This is a genomic window from Hyphomonas sp. BRH_c22 (genome assembly GCF_000961795.1).
Classification (GTDB): Bacteria; Pseudomonadota; Alphaproteobacteria; order Caulobacterales; family Hyphomonadaceae; genus Hyphomonas.
In genome coordinates this window covers 17,376-43,149 of record NZ_LADU01000066.1, presented here as the reverse complement: position 1 = coordinate 43,149, position 25,774 = coordinate 17,376, and the positions used below count along the sequence as shown (strand labels likewise).

21 protein-coding genes and 1 riboswitch are annotated in these 25,774 nt (G+C 59.2%); of the genes, 3 read left to right on the top strand and 18 right to left on the bottom strand.

The annotated features are described in order from the left end of the window. Positions 1 to 12 precede the first annotated feature (12 nt). Genes VR74_RS08660 through VR74_RS08625 form a run of 8 tightly spaced genes read right to left on the bottom strand, consistent with a single transcriptional unit; the run spans position 13 to position 12,406 of the window. Complete coding sequence (locus VR74_RS08660; protein ID WP_045695932.1) at positions 13 to 573, bottom strand: hemerythrin domain-containing protein; 561 nt, start codon at positions 571 to 573, stop codon at positions 13 to 15. Beyond that, positions 557 to 1,729, bottom strand: a complete 1,173-nt coding sequence (locus tag VR74_RS20700) for a peptidylprolyl isomerase (RefSeq protein ID WP_299949935.1) — start codon at positions 1,727 to 1,729, stop codon at positions 557 to 559. The genes VR74_RS08660 and VR74_RS20700 overlap by 17 nt, the downstream gene beginning before the upstream one ends. After that, entirely contained in the window at positions 1,729 to 2,496 is a 768-nt protein-coding gene (gene narI / locus VR74_RS08650) for a respiratory nitrate reductase subunit gamma (RefSeq protein ID WP_299949933.1), read from the bottom strand. Before narI ends, VR74_RS20700 begins: the two co-directional genes overlap by 1 nt. Positions 2,497 to 2,519: 23 nt before the next feature. After that, on the bottom strand, positions 2,520 to 3,719 hold the full coding sequence (locus VR74_RS08645) for a hypothetical protein (RefSeq protein WP_299949932.1): 1,200 nt from the start codon (positions 3,717 to 3,719) through the stop codon (positions 2,520 to 2,522). Next, positions 3,719 to 4,402, bottom strand: coding sequence for a nitrate reductase molybdenum cofactor assembly chaperone (narJ, locus tag VR74_RS08640; RefSeq protein WP_045695930.1), 684 nt, complete (start codon positions 4,400 to 4,402; stop codon positions 3,719 to 3,721). The genes VR74_RS08645 and narJ overlap by 1 nt, the downstream gene beginning before the upstream one ends. 2 nt (positions 4,403 to 4,404) lie before the next feature. Beyond that, the gene (gene narH / locus VR74_RS08635) at positions 4,405 to 5,928 is read right to left on the bottom strand and encodes a nitrate reductase subunit beta (RefSeq protein WP_045695929.1); all 1,524 of its coding nucleotides are present in this window, start codon (positions 5,926 to 5,928) and stop codon (positions 4,405 to 4,407) included. Then, complete coding sequence (locus VR74_RS08630; RefSeq protein ID WP_045695928.1) at positions 5,925 to 9,659, bottom strand: nitrate reductase subunit alpha; 3,735 nt, start codon at positions 9,657 to 9,659, stop codon at positions 5,925 to 5,927. Before VR74_RS08630 ends, narH begins: the two co-directional genes overlap by 4 nt. Before the next feature lie 14 nt (positions 9,660 to 9,673). Further along, positions 9,674 to 12,406, bottom strand: a complete 2,733-nt coding sequence (locus tag VR74_RS08625; RefSeq protein ID WP_045695926.1) for an MFS transporter — start codon at positions 12,404 to 12,406, stop codon at positions 9,674 to 9,676. A 326-nt stretch (positions 12,407 to 12,732) separates the two neighbouring features. Here VR74_RS08625 and VR74_RS08620 point away from each other — a divergent pair, with 326 nt between their 5' ends. Beyond that, on the top strand, positions 12,733 to 13,509 hold the full coding sequence (locus VR74_RS08620; protein ID WP_045695925.1) for a cyclic nucleotide-binding domain-containing protein: 777 nt from the start codon (positions 12,733 to 12,735) through the stop codon (positions 13,507 to 13,509). On the opposite strand, the gene moaA is transcribed toward VR74_RS08620, so the two are convergent. From moaA to VR74_RS08575, 9 genes are all read right to left on the bottom strand, one after another. Continuing rightward, positions 13,506 to 14,498 carry a GTP 3',8-cyclase MoaA gene (gene moaA, locus VR74_RS08615; protein ID WP_045695923.1) on the bottom strand — a complete coding sequence of 331 codons (993 nt, stop codon included), beginning with the start codon at positions 14,496 to 14,498 and terminating at the stop codon, positions 13,506 to 13,508. The genes VR74_RS08620 and moaA overlap by 4 nt on opposite strands. Continuing rightward, positions 14,490 to 14,608, bottom strand: a riboswitch (molybdenum cofactor riboswitch). It overlaps the preceding gene by 9 nt. An 82-nt stretch (positions 14,609 to 14,690) precedes the next feature. Beyond that, positions 14,691 to 15,887, bottom strand: a complete 1,197-nt coding sequence (locus VR74_RS08610) for an NnrS family protein (RefSeq protein ID WP_045695922.1) — start codon at positions 15,885 to 15,887, stop codon at positions 14,691 to 14,693. 24 nt (positions 15,888 to 15,911) lie between these two features. Continuing rightward, positions 15,912 to 18,101: an adenosylcobalamin-dependent ribonucleoside-diphosphate reductase gene (locus VR74_RS08605; RefSeq protein WP_045695966.1), complete on the bottom strand. Its 2,190-nt coding sequence runs from the start codon at positions 18,099 to 18,101 to the stop codon at positions 15,912 to 15,914. A gap of 154 nt (positions 18,102 to 18,255) precedes the next feature. After that, entirely contained in the window at positions 18,256 to 19,440 is a 1,185-nt protein-coding gene (locus VR74_RS08600) for a molybdopterin molybdotransferase MoeA (protein ID WP_045695920.1), read from the bottom strand. After that, positions 19,437 to 19,925 (bottom strand): cyclic pyranopterin monophosphate synthase MoaC, encoded by a 489-nt coding sequence (gene moaC, locus VR74_RS08595; protein WP_045695919.1) that lies wholly within the window; start codon positions 19,923 to 19,925, stop codon positions 19,437 to 19,439. Before moaC ends, VR74_RS08600 begins: the two co-directional genes overlap by 4 nt. Then, positions 19,922 to 20,464: a molybdenum cofactor biosynthesis protein B gene (gene moaB, locus VR74_RS08590; protein ID WP_045695918.1), complete on the bottom strand. Its 543-nt coding sequence runs from the start codon at positions 20,462 to 20,464 to the stop codon at positions 19,922 to 19,924. Before moaB ends, moaC begins: the two co-directional genes overlap by 4 nt. Next, positions 20,445 to 20,945: a molybdenum cofactor biosynthesis protein MoaE gene (locus VR74_RS08585; protein ID WP_299949930.1), complete on the bottom strand. Its 501-nt coding sequence runs from the start codon at positions 20,943 to 20,945 to the stop codon at positions 20,445 to 20,447. Before VR74_RS08585 ends, moaB begins: the two co-directional genes overlap by 20 nt. Then, positions 20,939 to 21,412 carry a membrane protein gene (locus tag VR74_RS08580; RefSeq protein WP_045695916.1) on the bottom strand — a complete coding sequence of 158 codons (474 nt, stop codon included), beginning with the start codon at positions 21,410 to 21,412 and terminating at the stop codon, positions 20,939 to 20,941. Before VR74_RS08580 ends, VR74_RS08585 begins: the two co-directional genes overlap by 7 nt. A gap of 11 nt (positions 21,413 to 21,423) precedes the next feature. Continuing rightward, positions 21,424 to 21,663 (bottom strand): MoaD/ThiS family protein, encoded by a 240-nt coding sequence (locus VR74_RS08575; protein ID WP_045695915.1) that lies wholly within the window; start codon positions 21,661 to 21,663, stop codon positions 21,424 to 21,426. Between the two features lie 255 nt (positions 21,664 to 21,918). Between VR74_RS08575 and VR74_RS08570 the strand changes: the two genes are divergently transcribed. Further along, on the top strand, positions 21,919 to 22,692 hold the full coding sequence (locus tag VR74_RS08570) for a sulfite exporter TauE/SafE family protein (RefSeq protein ID WP_045695914.1): 774 nt from the start codon (positions 21,919 to 21,921) through the stop codon (positions 22,690 to 22,692). A gap of 6 nt (positions 22,693 to 22,698) precedes the next feature. Here the strand turns inward: VR74_RS08570 and VR74_RS08565 are convergent, their stop codons facing one another. Next, on the bottom strand, positions 22,699 to 24,375 hold the full coding sequence (locus tag VR74_RS08565; protein WP_045695912.1) for an acyl-CoA dehydrogenase family protein: 1,677 nt from the start codon (positions 24,373 to 24,375) through the stop codon (positions 22,699 to 22,701). 218 nt (positions 24,376 to 24,593) lie between these two features. Between VR74_RS08565 and VR74_RS08560 the strand changes: the two genes are divergently transcribed. Continuing rightward, complete coding sequence (locus VR74_RS08560) at positions 24,594 to 25,727, top strand: acyl-CoA dehydrogenase family protein (protein WP_299949928.1); 1,134 nt, start codon at positions 24,594 to 24,596, stop codon at positions 25,725 to 25,727. Positions 25,728 to 25,774: the final 47 nt, after the last annotated feature.

Genomic DNA, 25,774 nt, shown 5'->3' with positions numbered 1-25,774 from the left:
GCAGCTCCTCGATCATGACGCCCCCGCGAACGGGTCCGGCAAGCCCCTGCGAGCGGCAAGCCGGCGTCCGAGATTGTGAAGATCAGCTTCGTTCAGCCGCGCGCGCGCGATTGGGAGAACGACAGCGTTCTCCACAGCTATGTGGCGTTCCTGGGATCGGCAGAATGGTGGAATGATCTGTGCGGCTTCAGTGTAACCTGCTGGGCCACGGCGATCCGTCAAGGCCGTGGTGATCAAGGATTTGACAGCCGAGGCATCGTGTAGATCGCTGGCATGTTCTCCCGACAGCATGCCCAGGACTGCCTCGATCTGGTCATCGGCCTGGCAGCGCCGCCGCAAGAGTGGAAACAGGTCATCCTCCTCATCAATGACATGGAGCGGCAGGTCATTGTTGAGGAAGTGCAGGACGTCCTGCAGCGCAGCCTCGTTGAACGCGACTGTCTTGGCCAGCTCACGCAATCGTTTGCAGACGGCCCGATGGCGATAATGTTCGGCAAAAAACCATACAAGTGGTTCGCGCAGCAGTTCCGCTGGCATGGCTTCAATAAACCCATCCTTATAGACCGGTTCCATTGGGTTCGCCTTTCTCTTCCGGATTCACGGCTCCTTTCCGGTGCGTCAGAATGAGCGTGCGGCTTGCCTTGACCTGTGGAAGCTGGCTTCGGACCATCGTTTCGAGGCAGTCTGAGAGCGGAGACGGGCTGTCCCGGAGGCGGGAAATCACCTGCGTCCAGGACTCATCCTTGGCCTCGGTCAGGAAGGAATTGATCGCATCAGACAGGACACTGGCCGCTGAGCTACCTGTCTTTTCCGCTTCGGCGTCAATCTGCCTGACAATGTCGGGCTTCAGCGCCGCGAGAGCGGCCTCGGGATGAGAGAAGACATCTCCAATAAGCGCAAAGACTCGTTTGTCAGGCGTCTGGTCCGTCTCCAGCGTTCCGAGCGCCGAAATCCCCAAGGCTGGCGCCGATGCAGACGCGCGCTTCAGAAGCGCGTCGACATAGCGGGCAGCTGCCAGGGTCCAGGCTCGGGCCTCCAGCTGCATTTCGATATGCGCCGCGACGTGCTCGAACGGCAAGCGCCGCCCTTCAACCCGATGGTCCAGCCTGAGAACGTGCCAGCCATGTTCCGTTCGTATCGGTTCGTCCGCAACCTTTCCCGGATCCAGCGTAAGCAATGCCTGCCAGATCGCGGGCAGCAAATCACCCGGCCGCAATTGACCGAGTGTGCCGCCATCACTTCCAGAGGGACAAGCTGACACCGTGCGCGCGAGGCCCCCAAACCTGTCGGGCTGCCTGGCAAGGACAGATATGAGTTCATCCGCGCGTGCGCGCGCCAGTGTGGCCGCCATGTCGTCATTCTGCTCGGGCGCAACCAGGATGTGCGAAGCTTCAAGCAAGGGTGGGGTCCTGAAGCCGTCGGGCTGGCTGTCATAAATGTGCCGCACAGCGTCAGCTGACGGCGCTTCAGCCTCGACCTCCTGACTGAGGAGCTCGCGGATCATCGCCTCCTCCTGTGTTTCCTCCAGTCCGTCCGCATTGCGTTCAGGAACCGCCGCTATATTGAGATGACGCGCACGGTCGATCAGGACAGCCTTGGCAGCCAGCGCCCGGCCCGCACGGGCACGCGCGTCAGCGAGACTCGCAGACCGATGGTTCTGCATTTCAGCTGCCAGCAATGTCTCAGGTACTTCGACGCCGTGGAATATTGCAGTAGCAGGACTGGACATCATGCATCTCCCATCCGCTTACGCGCTGCAATCGCCTGGTCCGCCTTTATGTTCCTTCGTGTGCGGACGAGTTGCCAGCCACGGCGGTTCAGATACCAGACCGGCGCCGATAGCATGTGCACCAGCCTGGTGAATGGAAAGACGAGGAATATGGTCAGGCCAAGGAACAGGTGCGCCTTGAAAATCCAGTGAACATTGGCAACATAGTCGGCTGCGTTTGACTGAAACGTGAAGATGCCTTGCGCCCAGTACATGAACTTGACCATTTCCGATCCATCAAGGTGATTGGCCGACAAGGGGATTGTCGAAAGGCCAAGCATCAACTGGAGCGTCAGCAGTGCCAGGATCGCGGTATCACCGAAGGAAGAATTGGCACGTATACGTGAATCGAATACGCGCCGGTGGAGCAGGATAAAGGCGCCGAGGATGGCCGCCAGCCCCGCGACACCTCCCGCGACGATGGCGAGCACCTGCTTCTGGCCGTGCGTAATCCCGATCATGTCGAATACCCAAAGCGGCGTCAGCAAGCCGACGAAATGGCCACCGAAAATCACAAGTATGCCGACATGGAACAGCACCGAACCGAGGACCAGCTGCTTTCGGCGCAGAAGCTGCGACGATCCCGATCGCCAAGTGTAGGGCTCACGGTCAAACCGCACCACAGATCCCACCGCAAGGACGGCAAGCGCGATATAGGGATAGATGCCAAATATCGCCTGGTCTATCCAGCCGGCTGAAGTCATTGTCGTAATTTGCTCTGGTGCCATGTCGTGGCTCCCTCCTGATAGGTCTAGAAGCTGGCCTCCAGGGCCAGCCAGAATTTGGTTCGGTCTGCCGGTCCGCCGGTGTCGCCATCGAATATGGCGACCTTGCCTTCAAGGTTGAGTTTTGCGTTGAGTGGCAGTCGCACCAGCGCATCGAGCTCGCGGCCGAGATCCTGTTCTCCATTGTCAGAGGAAAAATCGTGAGCCGCGATCACCCATGCGAGAGGCTGGCCTCCGGTAATAAATGCCGGGGCTTTGCCTTTCAGGGAAGCCGATATATCCCGCACGCCCCAGGCGGGCGTGGTCAGAAAGACATCCGCCCACCCCTGAAAGGCGTGCAGGGTCGCGAGCGGTGTCGCGAAGCCGCGGCCACCGGCCCCTTCCAGAATCTCGAGACCCAGCGCCCCCGTCACGCCCTGTTGCGTCATCGAAATGCTTGCAGACTGATAGCCGAGATTTGATTCAGGCCCCTGCCCGTTCCATTCGCTCTGGACAGCCGCTTCGACATCAAGGGCAAACTTGCCCAGATCGGTATCCATGGATCTTGTCCAGCTGGCACCCCAGGTCTGGCCCGAGGCCGCCGGCGCATCGTCAAAATCCAGTAGGAGGCCGTAAGCCGTAATGTCGCCGAGCGCTGTTTTTGTCGACACCCGCAGGATGTGAGACGCACTGTCCCACTCGCCGACCGGGCTGTCATCGCCGAACACACGGCGGACCTTGTCGATATAGACATAATCAACTGACACTTTCCCGGGAAAGACGTGACCCAGCCGGAGCGCATCAAAGGTCTGCTCATTCTGCCGGAAGCCGACATTGCCGACAAAGCGCGCATCATCAAGAATGATGCGCTGGCGCCCGAGTGTAACTGAACTTGCCTTGTCCTTCCACGCGACCTGCAGGCGGTTGATCTCAAATGCCTCTGGGTCAGCGACAATGGCCTTGCCGGCGACGGTGTTCACGGTATCGGAAAAGTCATCATTCAGGTGTGCGACGCCTTCGACTTCCCCAAGGAAGCTCCAGGTATCATTGGCCTTGTAATCATACCCAACCCGTCCTCGCGCCGTCAGGGCCGTTGTTTCGTCTAGCCCGGCCTGGTCGACCTGTTCAGCTCGCAACCGTATATCAAGGATCGGTTGTCCCTCGCCAGCCTGCGCCAGCGGGACCCCGAATGCACAGGAAGCTGATATGACCGCACCCGCCATGAGCACTGCTCTCAACCCGGACATTACCCGCGTGCTCCCTGCATATTGCCGACCATTGCGGCGGCTTTCGGACAACCGTCCGATGGCGTTCCCGGACCGAATGTAACGGGTGCTTCAGCCCAGTTTTCATCAAGCGCCTCCAGATCATCCGGATCATCCTCGGGTATGGCCAGAAGGTCTGCCAGCGCATCCTTGTCTGCCGGACGATCAGACAGGGTCATCAGGGCACCAAAAATCGCACGGTAAGGGCTCTGACGCTTCTTCAGGCGCTCGCCGATGGCCTCGATGACATGTGCTGCTTCGCCAATGAGCGAGGCGGCATCCGCATCCGGAATGATTGACAGGAACTCCAGGAAGATCGGCAGATAGTCTGGCAGGTCGCTGACATTGAGTTCCAGCCCGTGCGACTTGTACAGTTCCACAAGTCCCACCATGGCCGGTCCCCGCTCCCGGCTCTCACCGTGGACATGCTCATAAAGGTGCAAAGACAAGGTGCGCGACCGGTCGAACTGGTCGACATACATTGCCTGGGCTTCATAGATATCCATGCTGGCAAGGCTGAGCGCCAGCTTTCGCAGGGACTTGATGATCCGTTCCGGAATGATGCCCTCAGCCTGCATGGCGTCGACAAGAGAGTCTGCTTCTGCCTGCAGGACGGCATCGGGGTAGGACAAGAGGCGCGACAAAGCGCGATAGGTGATGGCCATGATTACAGCTCCATTGGGGTTTTGGCTTTTGAACGCTTGTCCCGGCCAAACAGGCCGAGTTCCGTGCGTCCACCAGAACAGTCATTGCCGAATGTAAATCCACACTCACCGCGCATTTCGAACGCGTCTTCCTGGGATTCACGATGGGTCGTCGGGATGACGAAGCGATCTTCGTAATTGGCGATCGCCATATAGCGATACATCTCGTCAATCTGGGCGGCCGTAAGTCCGACCTTCTCGGCGGTAGGGTGATCGATCACACCCTCAATCGTCTTTGCCCGCATGTATTTTCGCATCGCCATCATTCTCTCGAGCGCGAGAACGACCGGTTCTTCCTTGCCCGCCGTCAACATGTTGGCGAGATAGCGTACAGGAATACGCATGCTGGCGACGTCAGGCATCTCCGCATCGGTTTCAAGCGCGCTGGCGGCCACAGCCGACTGGATCGGCGAGAGGGGCGGGACATACCAGACCATGGGCAGCGTGCGATATTCCGGATGCAGGGGAAAGGCGACCTTCCACTCCATCGCCATCTTGTAGACCGGGCTCTGGCGCGCGGCCTTCAGCCAGGCTTCCGGGATCCCATCCTGTCGTGCCTGCGCAATGACGGCCGGATCATTCGGATCGAGAAAGACATCAAGCTGCGCCTGATAGAGGTCCTTCTCGTCCGGCGTACTGGCAGCCGCCTCAATCCTGTCGGCATCGTAGAGCAGGACACCTAGATAGCGGATTCGTCCGACGCAGGTTTCCGAACAGACTGTGGGTTGTCCGACTTCAATGCGCGGATAGCAGAACGTGCATTTCTCCGACTTTCCGGATTCCCAATTGTAATAGACCTTCTTGTAGGGACAGGCCGAGACGCACATGCGCCAGCCGCGGCACTTGTCCTGGTCGATGAGAACGATTCCATCCTCTTCCCGCTTGTAGATCGCTCCTGACGGGCACGCCGCGACACATGTCGGATTCAAACAGTGTTCGCATAAGCGAGGCAGGTACATCATGAAGGTTTGCTCGAACGCTCCGTAGATCGCCTTTTCGACCCCCTCAAAATTGTAATCCGCGCTTCGCTTTTCGAACTCGCCGCCCAGGATTTCTTCCCAGTTTGGCCCCCACTCGATTTTCTCCATTCGCTGACCCGTGATCTTCGAGCGCGGGCGCGCTGTCGGAAACGCCTTCATTTCCCCGGCGGTCTGGAGATGGGCATAGTCAAAATCGAACGGTTCGTAATAGTCGTCTATTTCCGGCAGGTCCGGGTTGGCAAATATCTTGGCAAGAATGCGCCATTTCGCACCCATTTTGGGCTCGATCCGGCCATTGGGCTTGCGCCGCCAGCCACCATTCCAGCGCTTCTGGTTTTCCCAATCCTTGGGAAAACCAATGCCTGGCTTGGTCTCGACATTATTGAACCAGGCATATTCAACTCCCTCGCGGCTGGTCCACACATTCTTGCAGGTTACAGAGCAGGTATGACACCCGATGCATTTATCGAGGTTCAGTACCATTCCGATCTGGGCACGGATTTTCATTGTGCGCTCTCCATTTGCGAGGCCGGCTCTTCGAGCCAATCCACGTTTGCCATTTTACGGATCACCACGAATTCATCCCGGTTGGATCCGACCGTGCCATAATAGTTGAAGCCATAGGACAGCTGCGCATATCCGCCGATCATGTGGGTGGGCTTCAGGATTGTGCGCGTAACCGAGTTGTGAATGCCACCGCGCTTGCCGGTGATTTCCGACCCGGGCGTGTTCACGATCTTCTCTTGTGCATGATACATGAAGATCGTGCCCTCCCGGATCCGCTGGGAGACGACGACACGGGCTGTCAGCGCGCCATTCGCGTTGAAAACCTCGACCCAGTCATTGTCGACAAGACCGGCGCGCTTCGCATCTGTTTCAGACACCCAGACGACCGGGCCGCCGCGGTTCAGCGTCAGCATCATCAGATTGTCAGTATAGGTCGAGTGGATGCCCCATTTCTGGTGCGGCGTGATGAAGTTGAGCGTGATCTCCGTGTTCCCGTTCGGCTTGGCACCCTGGACGAAAGTTGTCTTGAGATCGATCGGCGGCTTGTAGACAACGAAACCCTCGCCGAACGCACGCATCCAGTCATGGTCCAGGTAGAGTTGCTGGCGCCCTGTCAGGGTCCGCCACGGGATCAGCTCGTGAACGTTCGTATAGCCAGCATTGTAGCTGACATGCTCACTTTCGATTCCTGACCATGTCGGAGAAGAAATGATCTTGCGTGGCTGGGCAACGATGTCACGGAACCGGATTTTTTCGTCTTCCTTGGACAATGCAAGATGGGCGTGGTCTCGCCCGGTCTGCTTCTCGAGCGCATGCCATGCCTTGACGGCGACCTCACCATTAGTCTCCGGCGCCAGCATGAGGATGGTTTCGCAGGCATCGATATCGGAATCGATACGCGGTTGACCTTTGGAGACGCCTTCATCAAGCACGCGCCCATTGAGGGAGGCGAGATTGGCCACATCATGCGCCGTGTCCCAGCCAATTCCCTTCCCGCCATTTCCGAATTTCTCGAGGAGCGGACCGAGCGATGTGAATTTTGCATAGGTCTGGGAATAGTCCCGCTTGACCACAGTGATTTGCGGCATGGTCTGTCCGGGAATGGGTTCATTGCCGTCAGTCAGCCAGTCTGCCACACCGGATGCCTGAGCGAGTTCACCTGCACTGTCATGCTGGATCGGTGTCAGGACGACATCGGTTTCCTCGCCGAGCACTTCAGGCGCAACTTCCGAGAATGTCCGGGCCAGCCCCTTGAATATCTCCCAGTCCGACCGCGATTCCCATGCCGGATCCACCGCTGCGCCGAGCGGATGGATGAAAGGATGCATGTCAGACGTATTGAGGTCGTTCTTCTCGTACCAGGTGGCCGTCGGCAGGACGATGTCGGAATAGACAGCCGTGGTGGACATGCGAAAATCGATGCAAACGAGCAGGTCGAGTTTCCCTTTTGGCGCCTCCTCGTGCCACTTGACACTTGTCGGCTTCACGCCGCCCGTCTCACCCAGATCCTTGCCTTGTACCCCATGCTCGGTTCCGAGCAGGTGCTTGAGGAAATATTCATGCCCCTTGCCAGACGACCCAAGAAGGTTGGAGCGCCAGATGAACATGTTGCGCGGCCAGTTGGCCTCGTCATCCGGGTCCATGCAGGACATTTCAAGCTCGCCGGATTTCAGTGATTTCACCACGTAGTCCCTGGGGTCCATCCCTGCCTTTTCCGCAAGCGATGCGATTTCGAGCGGGTTCGTCTTGAGCGCCGGCGCAGAGGGCAGCCAGCCCATGCGCTCGGCCTTCGCGTTGTAATCGATGAAACTGCCGGACCAGTCCCCCTGGGGCGCCGTTGGGGACAGGATTTCGCCAATCTTGACCGTTTCATAGCGCCATTGGTCTGTATGCGCATAAAAATATGACGTTGAATTCTGCTGGCGGGGTGGACGCACCCAGTCTGTCGCGAAGGCAAGCGGCGCCCAGCCGGTCTGCGGGCGAAGTTTCTCCTGACCGACATAGTGCGACCAGCCGCCACCGGACTGGCCAATACATCCGCACAGGACTAGCATGTTGATCACTGCACGGTAGTTCATGTCCATATGATACCAATGGTTCATGCCGGCGCCGATTATGACCATGGATTTGCCATTGGTTTTTTCGGCATTGGTCGCAAAGCCCCTGGCGACGGCGATGATCTGGTCGCGCGGAACTGATGTGATTCCTTCGGCCCATGCTGGCGTATACGGCGCCGGATCATTGAAATCCGCCGCCAGATGCTCGCCGCCATATCCCTGGTCGACGCTGTAATTCGCCATCAGGAGGTCATAGACGCTCGCCACGAGGGTCTCACTACCATCCGCCAGTTTCATGCGCTTGACCGGGATGTTCCGGACCAGCACGTCCGGATGATCGGTCGAGGCAAAACCGTTGCTGGCAGCATTGGCAAAGTACGGGAACCGCACGCTGGCAATTTCATCTTCGACGCCCTTCAGGCCGAGACGAAGCCTGATCTCCTCGCCCTTGCCATCGCGTTCTTCGAGATTCCATTTTCCGGTGTCGCCCCAGCGAAAGCCGATCGAGCCATTGGGAACGACCACTTTGCCAGTCGCCTCGTCGAGACCGACAGTCTTCCATTCGGGCTTGTTTTCTTCACTGAGCGCATCATCGAAATCCGATGCACGCAGGAGACGCTCAGGCACATGGCCGTCTTCTTGTTCCTGCAGGCGCACGAGCAGCGGAAGGTCGCTATACTTGCGGATGTAATCGCGGAAATAGGGTACGTCGCGATCACGGTGATACTCGGTCAGGATGACGTGGCCGAATGCCATGCCAAGGGCAGCATCTGTGCCTTGCTTGGCGGCAAGCCAGACGTCCGAGAATTTCGATGCCTCCGAATAGTCCGGACAGATAACTACCGATTTCACACCCTTGTAGCGCGCTTCGGTGTAGAAATGCGCGTCTGGTGTTCGGGTTTGCGGCACATTTGAGCCCCAGAGCACCAGGAACCCCGAATTGTACCAGTCGGCGCTTTCGGCAACATCCGTCTGCTCGCCCCATGTCTGCGGACTTGCTGGCGGAAGGTCGCAATACCAGTCATAGAAGGATCCGGTCACCCCACCGATGAGCTGGAGGTAACGTGCCCCGGCGGCATAGGACACCATCGACATGGCCGGGATCGGCGAGAATCCGAATACACGGTCCGGCCCCCATTTCTTGATCGTGTGCGCGTTTGCAGCGGCGATGATCTCGTTGACGGTATCCCAGTCTGCCCGCACGAATCCGCCAAGTCCGCGCCGTGTCACATAGTCGGCCCGCTTGGATGGATCATCCTGTATCGACCTCCAGGCAGCGACTGGACCGAGTGTCTTGCGGGCCGCGCGCCAGGACTTTAGCAACCGTGCCCGGATAAGCGGGTATTTCACGCGATTGGCGGAGTAGAGGTACCAGCTATAGCTCGCACCGCGCGCACAGCCGCGGGGCTCGTGGTTGGGCAGGTCATCCCGGGTCCGAGGATAGTCGGTCTGCTGGGTTTCCCAGGTCACGATCCCGCCTTTGACATAGATCTTCCAGGAACACGATCCGGTGCAGTTGACCCCATGCGTGGAGCGTACAATCTTGTCGTGGCGCCAGCGATTGCGATAGGCCTCCTCCCAGGAACGATCCTCATCATTGAGAACGCCGTGTCCGTCCGAATAAAGCTCTGTCTGCCGCCGGAAGAATGTCAGTCTGTCGAGTGTGTGGCTCATTATTCAGTATCCTTTTAGACGGTTGCCGCGGTGGCAGATTTGGACAGGCTTGCGCGCCCACGTTCGATATCGTGCAGGAGGCCACCCTTGCGCGTATACACACGCCAGGTCAGCACGAGGCAGGAGACGTAAAAGACGAGGAAGCAGATAAGGGCCGGCATCGCGCTGCCGCTCGCCGATAGTGACGTGCCAAAACCCATCGGAATGAAAAAGGCACCGTAGGCGGCAATGGCGGAGGTGAAACCCGTGATGGCCGCACTTTCCTTGTCCGACTGGCGCACAAGCTCTTCGGCCGACAGGTTTGGCTCAAGCCGTGCCACTTCCTTGCGCATGATGACGGGGATCATCTGGAAGGTTGATGCGTTGCCAACGCCTGTCGCAAAGAACAGGAACATGAAGCTCGCAAAGAACCCGGTGAAGCTGCTGACCTGGAGGGACGCCATGACGCCCAGCGTACCAAGCGCCATCGCAACGAAGACCCAGAGGGTGACGCGTCCGCCCCCCCATCGGTCGGATATCCAGCCCGTGAAGGACCGTGACAGTGCTCCGACAAGAGGTCCGAGGAAGGCGATCTGCAGGACGTTGACGTTCGGAAACTGCGTCTTGGTCAGCAGAACGAAGGCTGCCGAAAAGCCGATGAAGGAACCGAATGTCCCGGTATAGAGCCAGCACATGAACCAGGTGTGCGCCCGCTGGAATATGACTGATTGCTCGGCAAACGATGCCTTCGCGGAGGCAAGGTCATTCATGCCGAACCAGGCTGCGAACGCCGAGGCAACAATGAACGGAACCCAGATGAACCCGGCATTCTGAAGGAAAATCTCCTCGCCATTGCTGGTCACGATCGGGTCGCCACCGAGGGCGCCAAACACGCCCATCGTGATGACAATAGGCACGATGAACTGCATGGCGCTGACGCCAAGATTGCCGAGGCCTGCGTTCAGAGCGAGTGCATTGCCTTTTTCCTTCTTGGGGAAGAAGAAACCGATATTCGACATGGAAGAGGCAAAGTTGCCGCCTCCGAAACCGCACAGCAATGCCAGCAGCAACATGATCGCGTAAGGCGTTTCCGGATTCTGGACTGCAAATCCGATGCCCAGCGCCGGCACCAGCAGTGACCACGTCGTCAGGGTCGTCCAGAGCCGTCCGCCGAAGATCGGAACCATGAAGCTGTAGAAGATCCGCAGCGTGGCGCCAGACAGGCCTGGCAGGGCTGCCAGCCAGAACAGCTGGCCGGTCGAATAGCCAAACCCGATCTGGGGCATTTTGGCGACCACAACCGACCAGACCATCCAGACAGAAAAGGACAGGAGCAAGGCCGGGATCGACAGCCACAGATTGCGCCTGGCAACTTTTTTTCCTGTCTCCTGCCAGAAAGTCTCGTCTTCCGGGCGCCAGTCGGTGATCAGCTTCGGGCTGAGCGCACTGCCGGCATCCTCATCATGGAGCGGCTGCATTTCCGGCAGCTGCGGCAATTGCTCAAGAACCGCGCCTGACGCCTCACGCTCCATCCTCTGGATTGCCAGATGCATCCATATGAACGACCCCGACACCAGCAGGAACAGCGCCATGAAGGAACTCGTCCACACACCTGTCAGATCGTTCAGTATGCCGAATAAGATCGGGAGAAAGAACCCGCCCAGTCCCCCGATCATGCCGACCAGGCCACCTACGGCGCCAACATCATTGGGGTAATAGATCGGGATGTGCTTGTAGACCGCCGCCTTGCCGAGGCTCATGAAGAAGCCGAGCACGAAGATCAGGACAACGAAGGCAACCGGGCCCATGGCCAGCCGGAATGTGATCGGTCCCCTGACGCCATCGACGATATAGGAGGTCGGGGGATAAGACAGGATGAAGGTCACCACCATGGACACAAGGAATGTCCAGTACATAACCTTGCGGGCACCAACCTGGTCGGACAGATGCCCGCCATAGATCCGGAAAATCGAAGCCGGGATCGAATAGGCCGCAGCCAGCATGCCCGCCGTCTTGATGTCAAATCCATACACCCCGATCAGGTAGTGGGGCAAAGACAGGGCAAGCGCGACGAAACCACCGAAGACAAAGAAATAATAGAGCGAAAAACGCCAGACCTGGACATTGCGCAATGGCGCGAACTGGGAGGAGAAACTGCGCGGCCGGGCGCCCGACCTGCGCCGCTCGGCGAGGGCAGGATCGTCCTTTGTGAAAACAAAGAAGATGACGGCAGTGACTGCCAGGGCAATCGCCCACACCGTTGCCACGCCGGTCCAGCCGATGGAGGCCATCACGACCGGAGCCGCAAACTTCGTCAAGGCCGCGCCGACATTGCCGGCCCCGACGATTCCGAGCGCAGCGCCCTGCTTCTCGATGGGAAAGAATTTCGACACATAGGTAATCGATACGGCGAAAGACCCGCCCGCCAGACCAATGCCCAGCGCCGCGAGGAGGAATTGCGGGTAGGTCTCGGCAAAGGTCAGAAGCCAGGTCGCCAGCGCGGAAAGCAGCATGACAATGACATTGACGATGCGTCCGCCATACTGGTCAGCCCAGATACCAAGCACGAGTCGCGACAGGGAACCGGTCAGGATCGGTGTGCCAACGAGCAGGCCAAACTGCGTTTCCGTCAGGCCAAGATCCTTCTGGATCTGGATGCCGAGGATCGCAAAAATGACCCATACTGCGAAGCAGATCGTGAAGGCGAAAGTGGTAAGGCCGAGTGCGGTATTGGCGCCGCTGGCCGGCTGGGTTCTGGAATCCGTCACGTCTGTCCCCTCGGATCGGCGGTGAAACTTCAAACCGAGACGTGGCACTACCCCTGTCCAAGAGCCTTGATATTTGCGAAGCGATGAGTTGCCGTTTGTCCGGACATGCGCACAAATTGAGATCAATCTTTTCGGGACTGATCAGTGCATCCAGGCATCTTGAAATACATGTGCCAAGGCCTGAGCGATTCGGGATGATTACTTGACTTTTATCAATCCGGTTTCTAGACTTCAGGCCGATGCACCGGTGGAAGTTTGGCCAGCCGCTGGCGATTGCCAGGTGGCAATTTTCAGGCCATTTACGCGCGACACTGACAGGAAGCTGCATGACGCTGAAACCCACGGATACTTTACGCACCCGCGAGCTCTCATTCTTCAAGGCGGCGAGTGCCGAAACGTTCGAGCGCGTCATGTCCGGCGCCTTCCTGCAGCGCTTCCCCTCCGGAACAACCCTGCTGATGGAAGGCGACAGCGTCGATTTTCTCTATGTCCTGCTCGATGGATCGGTCGAACTCGGTGCCGGATGGAAATCGAAAGACACGACGCTCGCAGTTCTCAGGCCGGTATCCACCTTCATCCTCGCCGCTGTCGTGCTCGAATCGGATGCCCTGATGTCGGCGGTCACGCTGGAGCGTTCCGAAATCCTTATGGTGCCTGGCGAGTCGATCCGGCGCGCCATGAGCGATGATCCGGCCTTCGGTTTTGCGGTCTCGGAAGAACTTGCCGGCTGTTATCGCGGACTGGTCCGCTCGATCAAGAATCACAAACTGCGCGATTCAACAGAACGCCTGGCGAACTATCTGATGACCCAGCGGGCCCGTCAGGGCGAGAAGGACGAAATCACCCTGCCTCATGAAAAGCGCGTGCTGGCTGCCCTGCTGGGCATGTCACCCGAGAACCTGTCGCGTGCCTTCGCCAAATTGTCAGCCCAGGGCGTGACGGTTGACGGCCCGATTGTCCGGTTCAGCAGGGTGCAGGCCCTCGAACGGCTGGCAAGGCCCAGCCCTCTCATCGATAATCATTTTGCGCAAGACCGCAGCCAGCTCGGCAAAGCCAATACCGAGCGCCAGCAGGGCGTGCTGAACGAGCCCCATAACCGCTAACCCCCGGTCTGCGATAGGTTGCGCGTTTCACCCGGATTGGCGGCGTGCAATTCGTGCGTAAGCCGCTTGCCTCCGAGCGACAGCACGATCGCTTCCTGCAGTGCCTCTTTCTGGTCATCATATTCGAGAAGATTGCGCAAATCGTGCCCACCTTGTCCGAAGAGGCAAAGGCGCAGCTGACCGCGCGCGGTCACCCTGAGGCGATTGCAGCCGTCACAGAAACCAGGTGCATAGGGTGCGATCAATCCAATCCGTCCGGCATGGTCAGGATGCGTGAACTCGATTGCCGGACCATCGTCATTCCCCCGTTCACGCGGTTGCCAGCCATGTTGAAGGAGCCAGTCTCGCAGCACAGTGCCGCTGACATGCTGATCCTGGAAAAAGGCTGCATTGTCCCCCGTCCGCATGAGTTCGATAAACCTTACGGAAATCCGGCGATCCCTGACAAAGGCAGTCCAGGCCGAGAAATCATCCTCAAGCCCCTCGCGCAACAGCACCGCATTGACCTTGACGGCCGCCAGCGGCAGCGACTGTGCCCTGTCGAGGCCGGACAGTACCTCGTGCAGCCGGTCGCGACCCGTGATCCGGGCAAACGCCTCACGATCAAGCGCATCAATGCTGACATTGAGGTGGCTGAGCCCGGCCGCCACCCAGTCATCGATATGACGCGCAAGGTTCCAGCCATTGGTTGTCATGGCGACCTTGTCGACATCGCTTTGCGATGCAACGCGCGCGATGATCTCGGTCAGGTCCTTGCGGACACTGGGTTCACCGCCGGTCAGCCGGATCTTCCGTAATCCAAGTTCGGAAAACGCGCGCGCCAGACGTTCGGTCTCGACAGGCGAGAGGAAGTCCATGGCGCCCGTCTTCTTGTAGCCATTGGGCAGGCAATAGGTGCACCGGAAGTTGCACACCTCGGTTACCGACAGCCGCAAATAGCGAAACCGGCGTCCAAAAGCATCCGTCGCATCGCGAGCGGTCAGTGTCATCGCAGGCTCCTTTCCAAGCGCGGGAGGCGACATGGTTTCCCATTGTCACCCTCGGCCTGGCCGCCATGGCAAATGCTTTAGGCGGCGCAGGCTCGGAGCGAATTGATCAAGACCTATGATGGCCGCATCCGCTTGTCGTTGACCAGACAACTTTCGGGAGTTGATGTCCGTCAAGTGGCCCTTGACTGAGTATCAAGCTGGATGTGACAGCCGCGGCTGTAACAGGCGCGGACCGTAGACAAGGCAGAAGCCTGAAAACGCTGCGCACCAGATCAATGCAGCGACAGGATTGAGAATCACCTGGGATGACAGGGGAAGTAAGGTTGCAGCGACCCTGAGAAGCGCCGCAAGATTGATCAGGACGTAAATCATGACCGTCCCGCTTCCTGCAAGAAGCGGGCTTCCTGTGTGGCCAAGACTGGCCCGCGTCATCACCGCAAGTGTCATGACACCGATGGCACCTGCGCCGGCAGCATGGATCCCTGTCACGGGCGGTATGATGGCCGGGACCAGACTGCCCAGACCAAGCAGGAACAGCGCGACGCCCGCCCAGGCATATCCGGCGTGCAGGATCCAGACGAGCGGCTCGGCCAGGCATGCGTGGCCGCGCCAGCGTGCAAGCCGCAAGAGGTTCAACCCACCCGACAGGATCATGCCACCTGCCCCCAGAACATGATCGCCAGCGAACACCCATGCCGCAAGCGACACGAGTGAAAAGACCAGCACAGCCGCGTCGAACCTGCTGAAGGCAGCAGGTGGCGGCGCAGCGCGCTTGGCAAGCCAGTTGCGGGTAAAACTGGGTGTAATGCGTCCGCCAATCAACAGGATCAGGAACAGCAGCGTTGCAAGACCGCCATTGATCGCCAGCCGGGGTAGCCCGCCGGATGACAGATGCAGGACATGAAAACCCGCATTTGCAAGCGCAAGTGCCGTGACGGCCATGGCCACCTTGATATTCTTTGTGTTTCGGCCCGCAATGACTTCCCGCCAGACCAGCGCTGCGAACAGGAAGAGGAAAGCCGCATCGACAGCGGCTCCGATCCAGGCCGGGTCGGTTTGCAGCAGCAGAGCCACCCGCCCTGCGACCCATACGAGGACCAGCAAAGCAAGCGGGATACCGCAGACCGGTAACCGTCCGGTCCAGTTCGGGATTGCGGTCAGGAGGAACCCGGCCACGATCGCAGCCCCGTAACCGAAGAGCATCTCGTGGACGTGCCAGACGAGTCCCGCCTCGAATGGCAAGGCATCAGGCCCGAATGAATAGGTCAGTATCCATAATGGAACTGACACCGCCGCCCAGAAGGCACCAAGCAGGAAGAGAGGCCTGAACCCAAAGCTGAACAGGGCTGGTCCTGCATAGGCCCGAACCTGTTGCGCCGTTGTTGTCATGTCATTGCCCTCAGTCCTGGGTGATCAGCCGCATTTCGAGTGGCCACATTCAAGACAGGTATCACAGCCTTCCTTGCGTACGAGCGCCTTCTGCCCGCACTTCGGACAACAACGGGCAGATTCATCCTGCACCGTGCTGGCTGCGGCGTCAGCGTGGCCGAGATGCTCTGCCACAATCCGCCCGATGGCCGCAGGCAGTGACGGGACGTATCGGCCGTCCATGAATGCCCCGCCCTGGGGATCAAATACAGCCTGCAATTCTTCAGCGACGAAGCTGACATCTCCCCCGCGCCGGAACACGGCCGAAATCATGCGCGTCAGGGCAAGCGTCCAGGCGTAATGCTCCATATTCTTTGAATTGACGAATATCTCGAAGGGCCTGGTGTTCTGCCCTTCCTCCGAATCGTTGATCGTCACATAGACCGCGTGCGCAATGGGTGGCCATTTCAACTTGTAGGTCGCACCCGTGAGACGCGCCGAACGTGGCGGCAAGCCTGTCTCATCCTGCGTGCTTGCGGCGGGATCGATCGTGCTCAACACGGATCCTGTGATTGCATTGGGCCGGTAAGTGGTCAGCCCCTTGCACCCCAGGCGATACCCTTCGAGATAGATATCCTTGAAAGCATCGAAATTGATCCCGGCTGGACAATTGACCGTCTTTGAAATCGAGCTGTCGACATGTTTCTGCGCCGCGGCCTGCATGCGCACATGATCGGCTGGCGTCAATGTTTGCACACTGACAAAGGTCTCTTCCGGTGGCGGCATATCGCCATGAAGACTTTTCCAAAGCGCAAGGGCGTAATCGGTGACCGCCTCATCGCGTGTCGAACCATCCGCCTGCTTGACCTTGCGAATATAGGAAAAAGCAAACACTGGCTCGACACCCGATGACACATTATCCGCCAGAAGCGACGTTGTGCCCGTCGGGGCAATCGATGTCAGGCACCCGTTCCGCAAGCCGTGCGCCTTGATCAGCGCGCGGGTCTCTTCATCGAGTTCGAGGAGATTGGGACGGTCAAGCACGGCCGCATCGTAAAGAGGGTAGGTCCCTTTCTCCCCGGCAAGCAGGGCGGAGGTCCGATAGGCAGCGCGCTTGATCGCACCCAGCCAGAGCTCTGTCTTTGCCAATGCGTCCGGCGACCCGTAGCGGGCACCACAGAAGATCAGGGCGTCGGCAAGCCCTGTAATCCCGAGCCCGATCCGCCGTTTCGCCTTCGCTTCGCGTTCCTGTGCCTCGAGCGGAAAGCGGGAAATGTCGATGACATTGTCAAGAAAGCGTACCGCAGATTCAGTCAGGCGCTCGAGCTGATCCACATCCAGCGCCGCCTCCTGTTCGAACGGTGCCTTGACGAGGCGGGCCAGATTGATCGATCCAAGTAGGCAGGCGCCATAAGGTGGCAACATCTGTTCGCCGCATGGATTGGAGGCAGATATGGTCTCGATGCCAGCCAGATTGTTGTCGGAATTGACCCGGTCAATGAAAATCACACCCGGTTCGGCCGCATCATAGGTTGCCTGCATCAGGCGATCCCAGAGATCGCGCGCCGCGACGGTCCGGTAGGGCGTGCCGGCATGCTGCAGCGTCCAGTCCGCCCCCGATTCCAGCGCCTCCATGAACGCATCGGTGACGAGCACGGACAGATTGAAATTCCGGAAACGTGCGCCATCGCGCTTGGCGTCGATGAAGGCTTCAATGTCGGGATGATCGATCCGAAGGCACCCCATCATCGCCCCCCGCCGCTGGCCGGCCGACATGATCGTGCGGCACATTGCGTCCCAGGTATCCATGAAGCTGAGCGGTCCTGACGCATGCGCACCAACACCGACAACCGGCGCTCCCGACGGACGGATCGTGGAAAAATCCATGCCGACCCCGCCACCCTGCTGCATCGTCATGGCCGCTTCGCGAAGATGCTCAAAAATACCCGGCAGGTCGTCCGGGATCGTGCCCATCACAAAGCAATTGAACAGCGTTACATTGCGGCCGGTTCCCGCGCCGGCAAGGATGCGGCCCGCAGGGATGAACTGGAAGTTGGTGAGTGCGTCCCGGAACCGTGATGTCCATTCCTTCCTTTTCGCGGGCTTTTCAGCTCTGGCGACGGCACTTGCAACGCGGTCAAGCGTACCTGCCAGATTGGCATCTTCCTTTGATGCCGAACGGAACCGGTATTTCTTGTCCCAGATTTCCTGGGCGAGCGGGGTATCGAAAGGCATGTGCGTCATCCTCTTTGACCAATGTGAGTCAGGACCGTCAGGTTCTGTGATTCGGTGCGGCGCCAAGCAGGGTGCGCGCCCGGTCTTTCCCTTGTTCCTTTGTCACCTCCATGCTTGATCTGCATCAACCGGTATTCCGGCAGGCAGATAAGGATCAAAAATCAAGTATTGTTACATCCGCGCCGGGTTGAGTAGCCGGCGCGCCTGCCTGACGACGGATCAGCACATCACTGAAGGCAAGTGCCCTCTGGCTCGAAGAGTCCTGTGAGGCGGCAAGCATAATACCTGCTTCATTCCGCCGGGCCCGGAGAAAAGTTTCCCGATCGCCGGTCTCTGGCAGCGCGTCGAGGCAAGGGCACGTTCTGAAAACGAGCGCGCCTGACGGATCTCCGCCAGACAGACCCGCCAGGAGTGGTGCGAGGAACAGCCGAGCTGTCACAAGCGCCGAGGTGGGATTGCCCGGCAGGCCGAGTACCAGTCGCGACCCCACCCTGGCCAGCCACACAGGCTTGCCCGGCTTGATCGCCACTTTCGGAAACACATAGTCAAGTGTCTTGCCAAACATGAGTCGGGAAAAATCCTTTTCGCCAACTGATGCACCGCCGATCACAATGACGAGGTCGGCATCTTCCAGCGCAGAGGTCGCTGCCGGAATCAATAGCGCGGGATCATCTGCCAGACGAAGCGATCGCAAAACGGTTACGCCTCTATCTTGTGCAAAGGCTCGAAGGCCGAAGGAAATGCTTTCCGGTATGGCACCCACGCGCTCATGCGCCTGCCCCGGCGCGGCCAGTTCGTCGCCAGTCGCAAGTATGACCAGGCGCGGTGCGCGGTAAACATCCACTTCCGCCCTGTCGGCCGCCGCCGCCGTCGTCATGGATCGCCAGTCCAGCCTGTGCCCGGCCGGAAGCAGGATATCTCCCTCCCGGAAATCAGACCCGGCCCTGCGAATATGCCGCCCCGGACCATAGGGACCGACGATACGCGCAACGTCGCCGTCCCGTTCGATGTTTTCCTGCACGATCACCCTGTCTGCACCTTCTGGCACAGGCGCGCCTGTGAAGATGCGGCAGGTCGTGCCGGGCTTCAGCACGATGGACGGATCCGATCCGGCAAAGGATTCCCCGTGTATGGGCAGGCTGAAGGGAATGGCCTTTGTGTCTGCGTCCCGCACCGCATAGCCATCCATGGCTGAGACGTCCTGTGCCGGCATATTGAAGCGCGCGACAACAGGCGCCGTGAGGATCCGGCCTGCCGCTTGTTCAAGCGGCAGGCGCTCCGATCCCAGTGGGGAGGCGAGCGCGGTAATCCTCGCAATGGCCTCCTGGAAACTGATCATGACGCATCATCCCCTGCGATCCAGTCGCCGGACTTTCCCCCGCTTTTTGTCATCAGACGGATCGCTTCGATCACCATGCCGCGATCAACGGCCTTCAGCATGTCATAAAGGGTCAGGCAGGCGACACTGACTGCGGTGAGCGCCTCCATCTCCACCCCGGTCTGGCCTGACGTGCGCGCCTCGGCTTCAAGCCTGAAACCGGGCAAGGCATCGTCAAGCCTTATCGTCACGGAAACCTTGCTGAGGGGCAACGGGTGACAGAGTGGAATGAGATCATGGGTTTTCTTGGCCGCCATGATGCCGGCGAGTTCCGCTGTTGTAATGACCGCTCCCTTTGGCGCCCGGCCCTCCCGAACCAGCAGGAGGGTTTCCGGAAGGCACCGCACCTGCCCATGCGCAACGGCAGATCGCGCAGATACGGCCTTGTCACCCACATCGACCATATGAACACGGCCATCCTCATCGAGATGCGTGAGCCGGGTCATGGGCAGATTCCGCGGTAGCGCGCGATCTGCCCGACCAGCGAACAAGGCCTGTACCGGCTGTTCAGTTCGAACGCGAAAACATGATCCCAGGCATCACGGCACGCGCCTGTCGAGCCGGGCACACAGAAGATGAACGTCTCGCCTGCCTGTCCGGCAAAGGCGCGTGACTGCAAAGTGGAAATCCCCACTGTGCCCATGCTGACATGGTGAAACACGGTGGAGAAGCCATCCATTTCCCTGGAGAACAGGGGGCGGATCGCTTCAGGTGTCACGTCGCGCGGCGAAAAGCCCGTGCCGCCTGTCGTGAGAATGACGTCGATCCCTGGATCAGCTACCCAACGCGCCACGGTTTCACGGATCGCGTTCACCTCATCTTTCACAATTTGACGGTCAGCAATGACATGGCCGGCGGCACTTGCCCGCTCGGCCAACAGGCCACCGGAAGTGTCCGTCGTTTCGTCACGCGTGTCCGATACGGTCAGAACCGCGAGATTGAGCGGATAGAATTCGAGCGTGTCATCAATCCTGGCCTTGGTCATTGTTCCATCTCGTCCTGTCTTGTTGATCTCTTTGCGTGGGCTCGATCCATCTGGAACCAAACGTGCCGACTTCGCGCTTCCAGAACACCGCGTCAGTCTTCAGTCGGTCCATAATATAATCTGCAGCCAGGAAGGCGTCACGCCGGTGGTCGCTTGCGACAGCGACAAGCACGATGGTTTCGCCTGGCAGGATATCGCCGCAGCGATGCACCACGGCTACTGCGCGCGTTGCAAACCGGTCGGCGCCAGCCTCTGCGATCCGGCGCAGCGATATTTCCGTCATGCGCGGATGCCATTCCAGTACCAGCCGGTCCAGCGGTTCCCCCGCCTTGGTTTCCGGACGCATGACGCCCTGAAAGGAGACGATAGCCCCTGCGCCCTCAGCTGATTTCGAAATTCGCGCGAGTGCATCAGATGCATCGAACGCCTCCATGGCCAGGATTGCGCTGACCGTACCGGTTCCCGGTTGCTTGCTTACCATAATGCACCATGCGCGCCCAGAACGGCTGCACCGACTGCAACAAGGCTGGCAATCAGCAAGACAATATGGCCCGTCTGGACCCTGTCCAGTGTTCTGGCAGGATCGACAGCGACACCCGCCGCGAACCATCGGTGCAGAAAGAGGGGTTCCAGGACGAACAGGACCAGCGTGAAGACCAGCCAGATTGCCACCATCGCATGCATCCACCAGAAACCAGGGTCAAAGAAACGGCCCCAGGCTGCCAGGCGGTGGGTCATGTAGAAACCGGTCAATCCCGCCAGTGTCACTGAAAGCCTGGCTTGCCAGAAAAAGGCCGATTCCACGCGCGCGAACAGGTCGGCCTGATTGTCCGGTGCCGCGAGACGCCGAACACCAGGCAGCAGCACCAGCGTCACGAAAGACACGCCGCCAATCCAGTGGACGACAGCCAGGACATGCAAGGCTCGGGCTATGGTCATGTCAAGCATGGTTACCGTTCCTATCCGCCCGACAGGGCGCTCATGAAAATCACGTCATCTCCCGGCATGACGATATGGTTTTCCAGAACGACCTCATCATTGACGGCGGCCCGAATTGTCTTGTCCAGAATCATGTCTGTCCTGCACGCTTGCGCGATGACCTGGCGAATATCAGCAACGCTCATGCCGGATTCCGGAAAGGCGATTTCCAGTGTCTTGCCAATCGGATCCGATATTTTTCCAAAGAAACTGATCTTCATACGCTCACTCTATCACCTGTCACGGCGGCCGTTTCCGAAAGGATACCCAAGACAATAGACACCAGTCTTTCGATTTCCCGGCTGATCAGGCTGGCATCCGGTTTTTACCACCCCTAGGTGCTGAAACCGGGCCTGCGTATGACATTCATCATGCGTGAAGGTGTTTTTTGCGGCAGACCGGCCAGACATCGGCACTAGGCCCGCCCCGCGACGGCAGATATATGAAGATGAACACGTCAGTCCGGATGCACGCCCATGCCTTTCCTGCTCGTTGCGGCGTTCCTGATAACCGCAATACTCTATGCCAGTGTCGGCTTTGGCGGCGGATCGACCTATAATGCCCTGCTTGTGCTGAATGGCACGGATTATCGCATTCTCCCGATGATCGCACTGGTTTGCAATATCATCGTCGTCAGCGGAGGCGTCTGGCGGTTCTCGCGTTCCGGCCATTTGTCGCTTCGCCGGCTCCTCCCCTTTCTCGTGACCTCCATCCCGATGGCCTGGTTTGGTGGGAGGCTGCTGATCTCCGAAACCGCTTTTGTCGGCCTGCTCGGGCTTGCGCTTCTGCTATCCGGCCTGCGCCTCGCACTGGAAAAATCAATCGTCCACGATTCAGCTGATCCGGCCGGCAGTCAGTATGTGTCGTCAGGCATCGCCGGAGCGGGGATCGGTTTTCTCTCAGGTCTGGTCGGCATTGGCGGTGGAATTTTTCTCGCCCCCGTACTCTACATGATGAAATGGGGAGGGCCGCGCCAGATCGCTGCAGCCTGCAGCCTCTTCATTCTGGCCAACTCTCTCTCGGGACTTGCCGGGCAAGTGATGAAGCTGCACGGTACGGCCCTCTTGTCCCTTGCCCTGCCCTACTGGCCTCTGCCCCTGGCTGTACTGATCGGCGGCCAGGCAGGCACATGGCTTGCCGGATACGGGCTCAAACCCGGGATCATCAAGCGATTGACAGCCATACTGATCCTTTACGTTGCGGCGCGCCTGCTTATTCACTGGTTCCGGCTGATTGTGAACGGGGCATAAGGTCGTTCATCCAACCCTTCCAGGTGCCTGGCGATCAGGCATGGCGCGCCCGATCAGCCGCTGCTGATCGACGCCATCACACATGTCGCCATAAAGAAACCCCGAACGGTCCGTGGCCAGGCGCTGACGGCAAAACGCCTCGAAAACGAAATCGGGAGCCGACTGGAAGAGGGCCGCCGCTTGCAGCGCCAGAGCGGCACATTGAGCGAAGCTCCGCGCCGCGCCTTCATGCAGTCCGCCTGGGCGCGCAAAAGCTTCCAATCTGGCGCAGTGCTGCTCAAGTGATCTGTTCTCTCTGCGGACCGGGGCGAGCTCCGCCATGACCGCCTCGAGACTGGACGGTTCGCGTGCAAGCGCGCGCAAAATGTCCAATGCGATGACATTGCCTGATCCCTCCCATATGGCATTCAGCGGCGATTGACGGAACAGACGCGGCATCGGGCCTTCCTCGACATAACCTGCGCCACCGAGGCATTCGAGTGCCTCATAGACAAAGCCGGGTTGACGTTTGCAGATCCAGTACTTGGCAATCGGGGTGGCCAGCCGAACGAATGCAGCTTCCTGGTCGTCACTCCCTGCGCGATCCAGACTTCTGCCAAGCCTCAACGCCAACGCGGTCGCCGCTTCGCATTCGATGACCAGGTCTGCCAGGACTCCGCGCATTGCAGGTTGATCTATCAGCGTTTTCTGAAACACCCGGCGCTGCGACCCATGCCACAGCGCCTGGACCAGCGCCGCCCTCATGCCGCCTGCCGAGCCAAGCACGCAATCATAACGCGTATGCTGCACCATATCGATGATGGTCCGCACACCACGTCCGGGTTCTCCAAGCGGCCGGGCCCATGCGCCATGATATTCGATTTCCGAGGACGCATTCGACTTGTCGCCAAGCTTGTCCTTGAGCCGCATGATATGTATTGCGTTGCGTTCGCCGTCCGGCCGCCAGCGCGGAACAAGGAAGCACGTCATCCCCTGATCCGAGTATGCCAGCGTCAGGAACGCATCACTCATGGGCGCGGAACAAAACCATTTGTGACCGGTCAGCAAGTATGCGCCGTCTCCATCAGGAATGGCCCGGGTCGTGTTCGCGCGAACATCAGAACCACCCTGCTTTTCTGTCATGGCCATCCCTATCGTGACGCCATGCTTCTCGTCTGCCGGAATCACACGGGGATCGTAACGGCTGGACTTGACGCGGGGGATCCATATGTCGGCCAGATCCCGATCAGCCCGCAGCGCGGCTACGCTGGAATAGGTCATGGACATCGGACAGGTCACGCCCGGTTCAGCCTGTCCCATCAGGATCATCATCGCGCCATGTAATACATGCCCGGATCCGGGTTTGAGCCAGGCGCCCGCCGATATGCCGGAATCGAGCCCGAGCTTCATCAACGCGTGATAGGCTGGGTGAAATTCAACCTCGTCGAGGCGGTGACCGAAACGGTCAAACGCTCGCAACTCCGGCGCGTTTCGGTTGGCTTGCCGGGCCTGGACCTGCACTTCAGCCGATCCGCACCGTGCGCCAAATTCTGACAGTTCATCGAGGTGACTGGCGCCCCCATTCGCCGTGACGGCACCGATAAGCGCCCGGTCCGTGTCGAACAGGTTCACATCCTCAAAGGGGTTCACCTGGTTGGAAACCACATGTGTCGAAAGGTCTGAACGGGGTGCACGATCGGACATTGTGTAACAAGCCTCTCTCTGTCTCTGATAGGGCACCCTAAGCTCGCAAGAACATCCGGCCAACGTAAATATGGTGGGTCATCAATCGGCGCTTGCTGTTTCCGGCCAGCGTGGCAGGCTGGATAACCCCGTATCTTCCCTTATTGCAGATAGCCGCACCATGCGCGGTAGTGTCCGGCCTTACGAGACTGACGGAGTCCGAAATGTATGGCGACGGATTGACCCAACCAATCGCGGTCCACGATGACGAAACCCAGAGGGTCGATCAGGCCTTCAGATCCGAGGTCGAGGCGTTTCTTGATGAATCGCTCACCGAAGCATTACGCGAAGCCGGGCGTGAGACGACGGGGCTGAAGTCTGCACCGGACGCGTGCGGCGCTTGGCGGGACAAGCTTTTCCAGCGTGGCTGGCTTGCCCCGTCCTGGCCCGTCAAACATGGCGGGGCGGGTTGGAGTACAGCGCAGCGGCTCTATTTTGAAAACGCATGTGCGGAGCGTGATGCGCCGATCCTGCAGTCATCGGGTGTTCGCACGATTGGTCCACTGATAATCGAGGAAGGCTCGCCGTCACAAAAGGCACGCTATCTGCCAGCCATCCTGAGCGGAGAACATGAATGGTGCCAGGGGTTTTCAGAATCTCAGGCGGGTTCAGACCTTTCAGCGCTGTCTCTGCGCGCAGAACGGGACGGCGATGACTTTGTGCTTTCAGGCAGCAAGCTGTGGACAAGCTTTGCCCAATACGCGACGCACATGTTTCTCCTCGCCCGCAACGTGCCGTCCTCACGTGGCGGAGAGGGACTGGTTTTCCTTCTGGTCGAGATGGACCGGCCCGGCATTGATGTCCGTCCGATCCGCTTCATCGACGGTCAGCATGAAACCAACGAAGTGTTCTTCGACAAGGTTCGCACGCCCGTCTCTGACCGGATCGGTGACATTGGCGAAGGCTGGAAAACAGCGAAACGACTGATGTCGATCGCGCGTTCCAATAATACGACCACGGGCGTTCTCCGTCGCGCACTTCGGGCGGCGCAGCGTGAGGCGGCTGAGTCAGGTGACGTCTGCCCTCAGGAAGAAGCGAAATTCCTGGACCTGCAACGACGCATTGATGCGTTCGAAGCATTTGAATGGCGGGTAGCCGCAGGAATGGTGGCTGTCGCCCCAGCGCCAGCGACGTCGGCACTGAAACTGCTTGCGACAGAGCTGCATCAGGCGATCACTGAAATCGGGCTCACAACCGCGCCCCATAGCGAATTCGCCCAGGCGAAGTATCTCGCAACCCGTGCAGCGACGATCTATTCTGGCACCAGCGAGATTCACCGCAATATCCTTGCGCGTTCGATTGGATGTCCATGATGCGCAAAGCTGACATGGCTGAAGACTGTCGGGTGTCAGCTGACTGA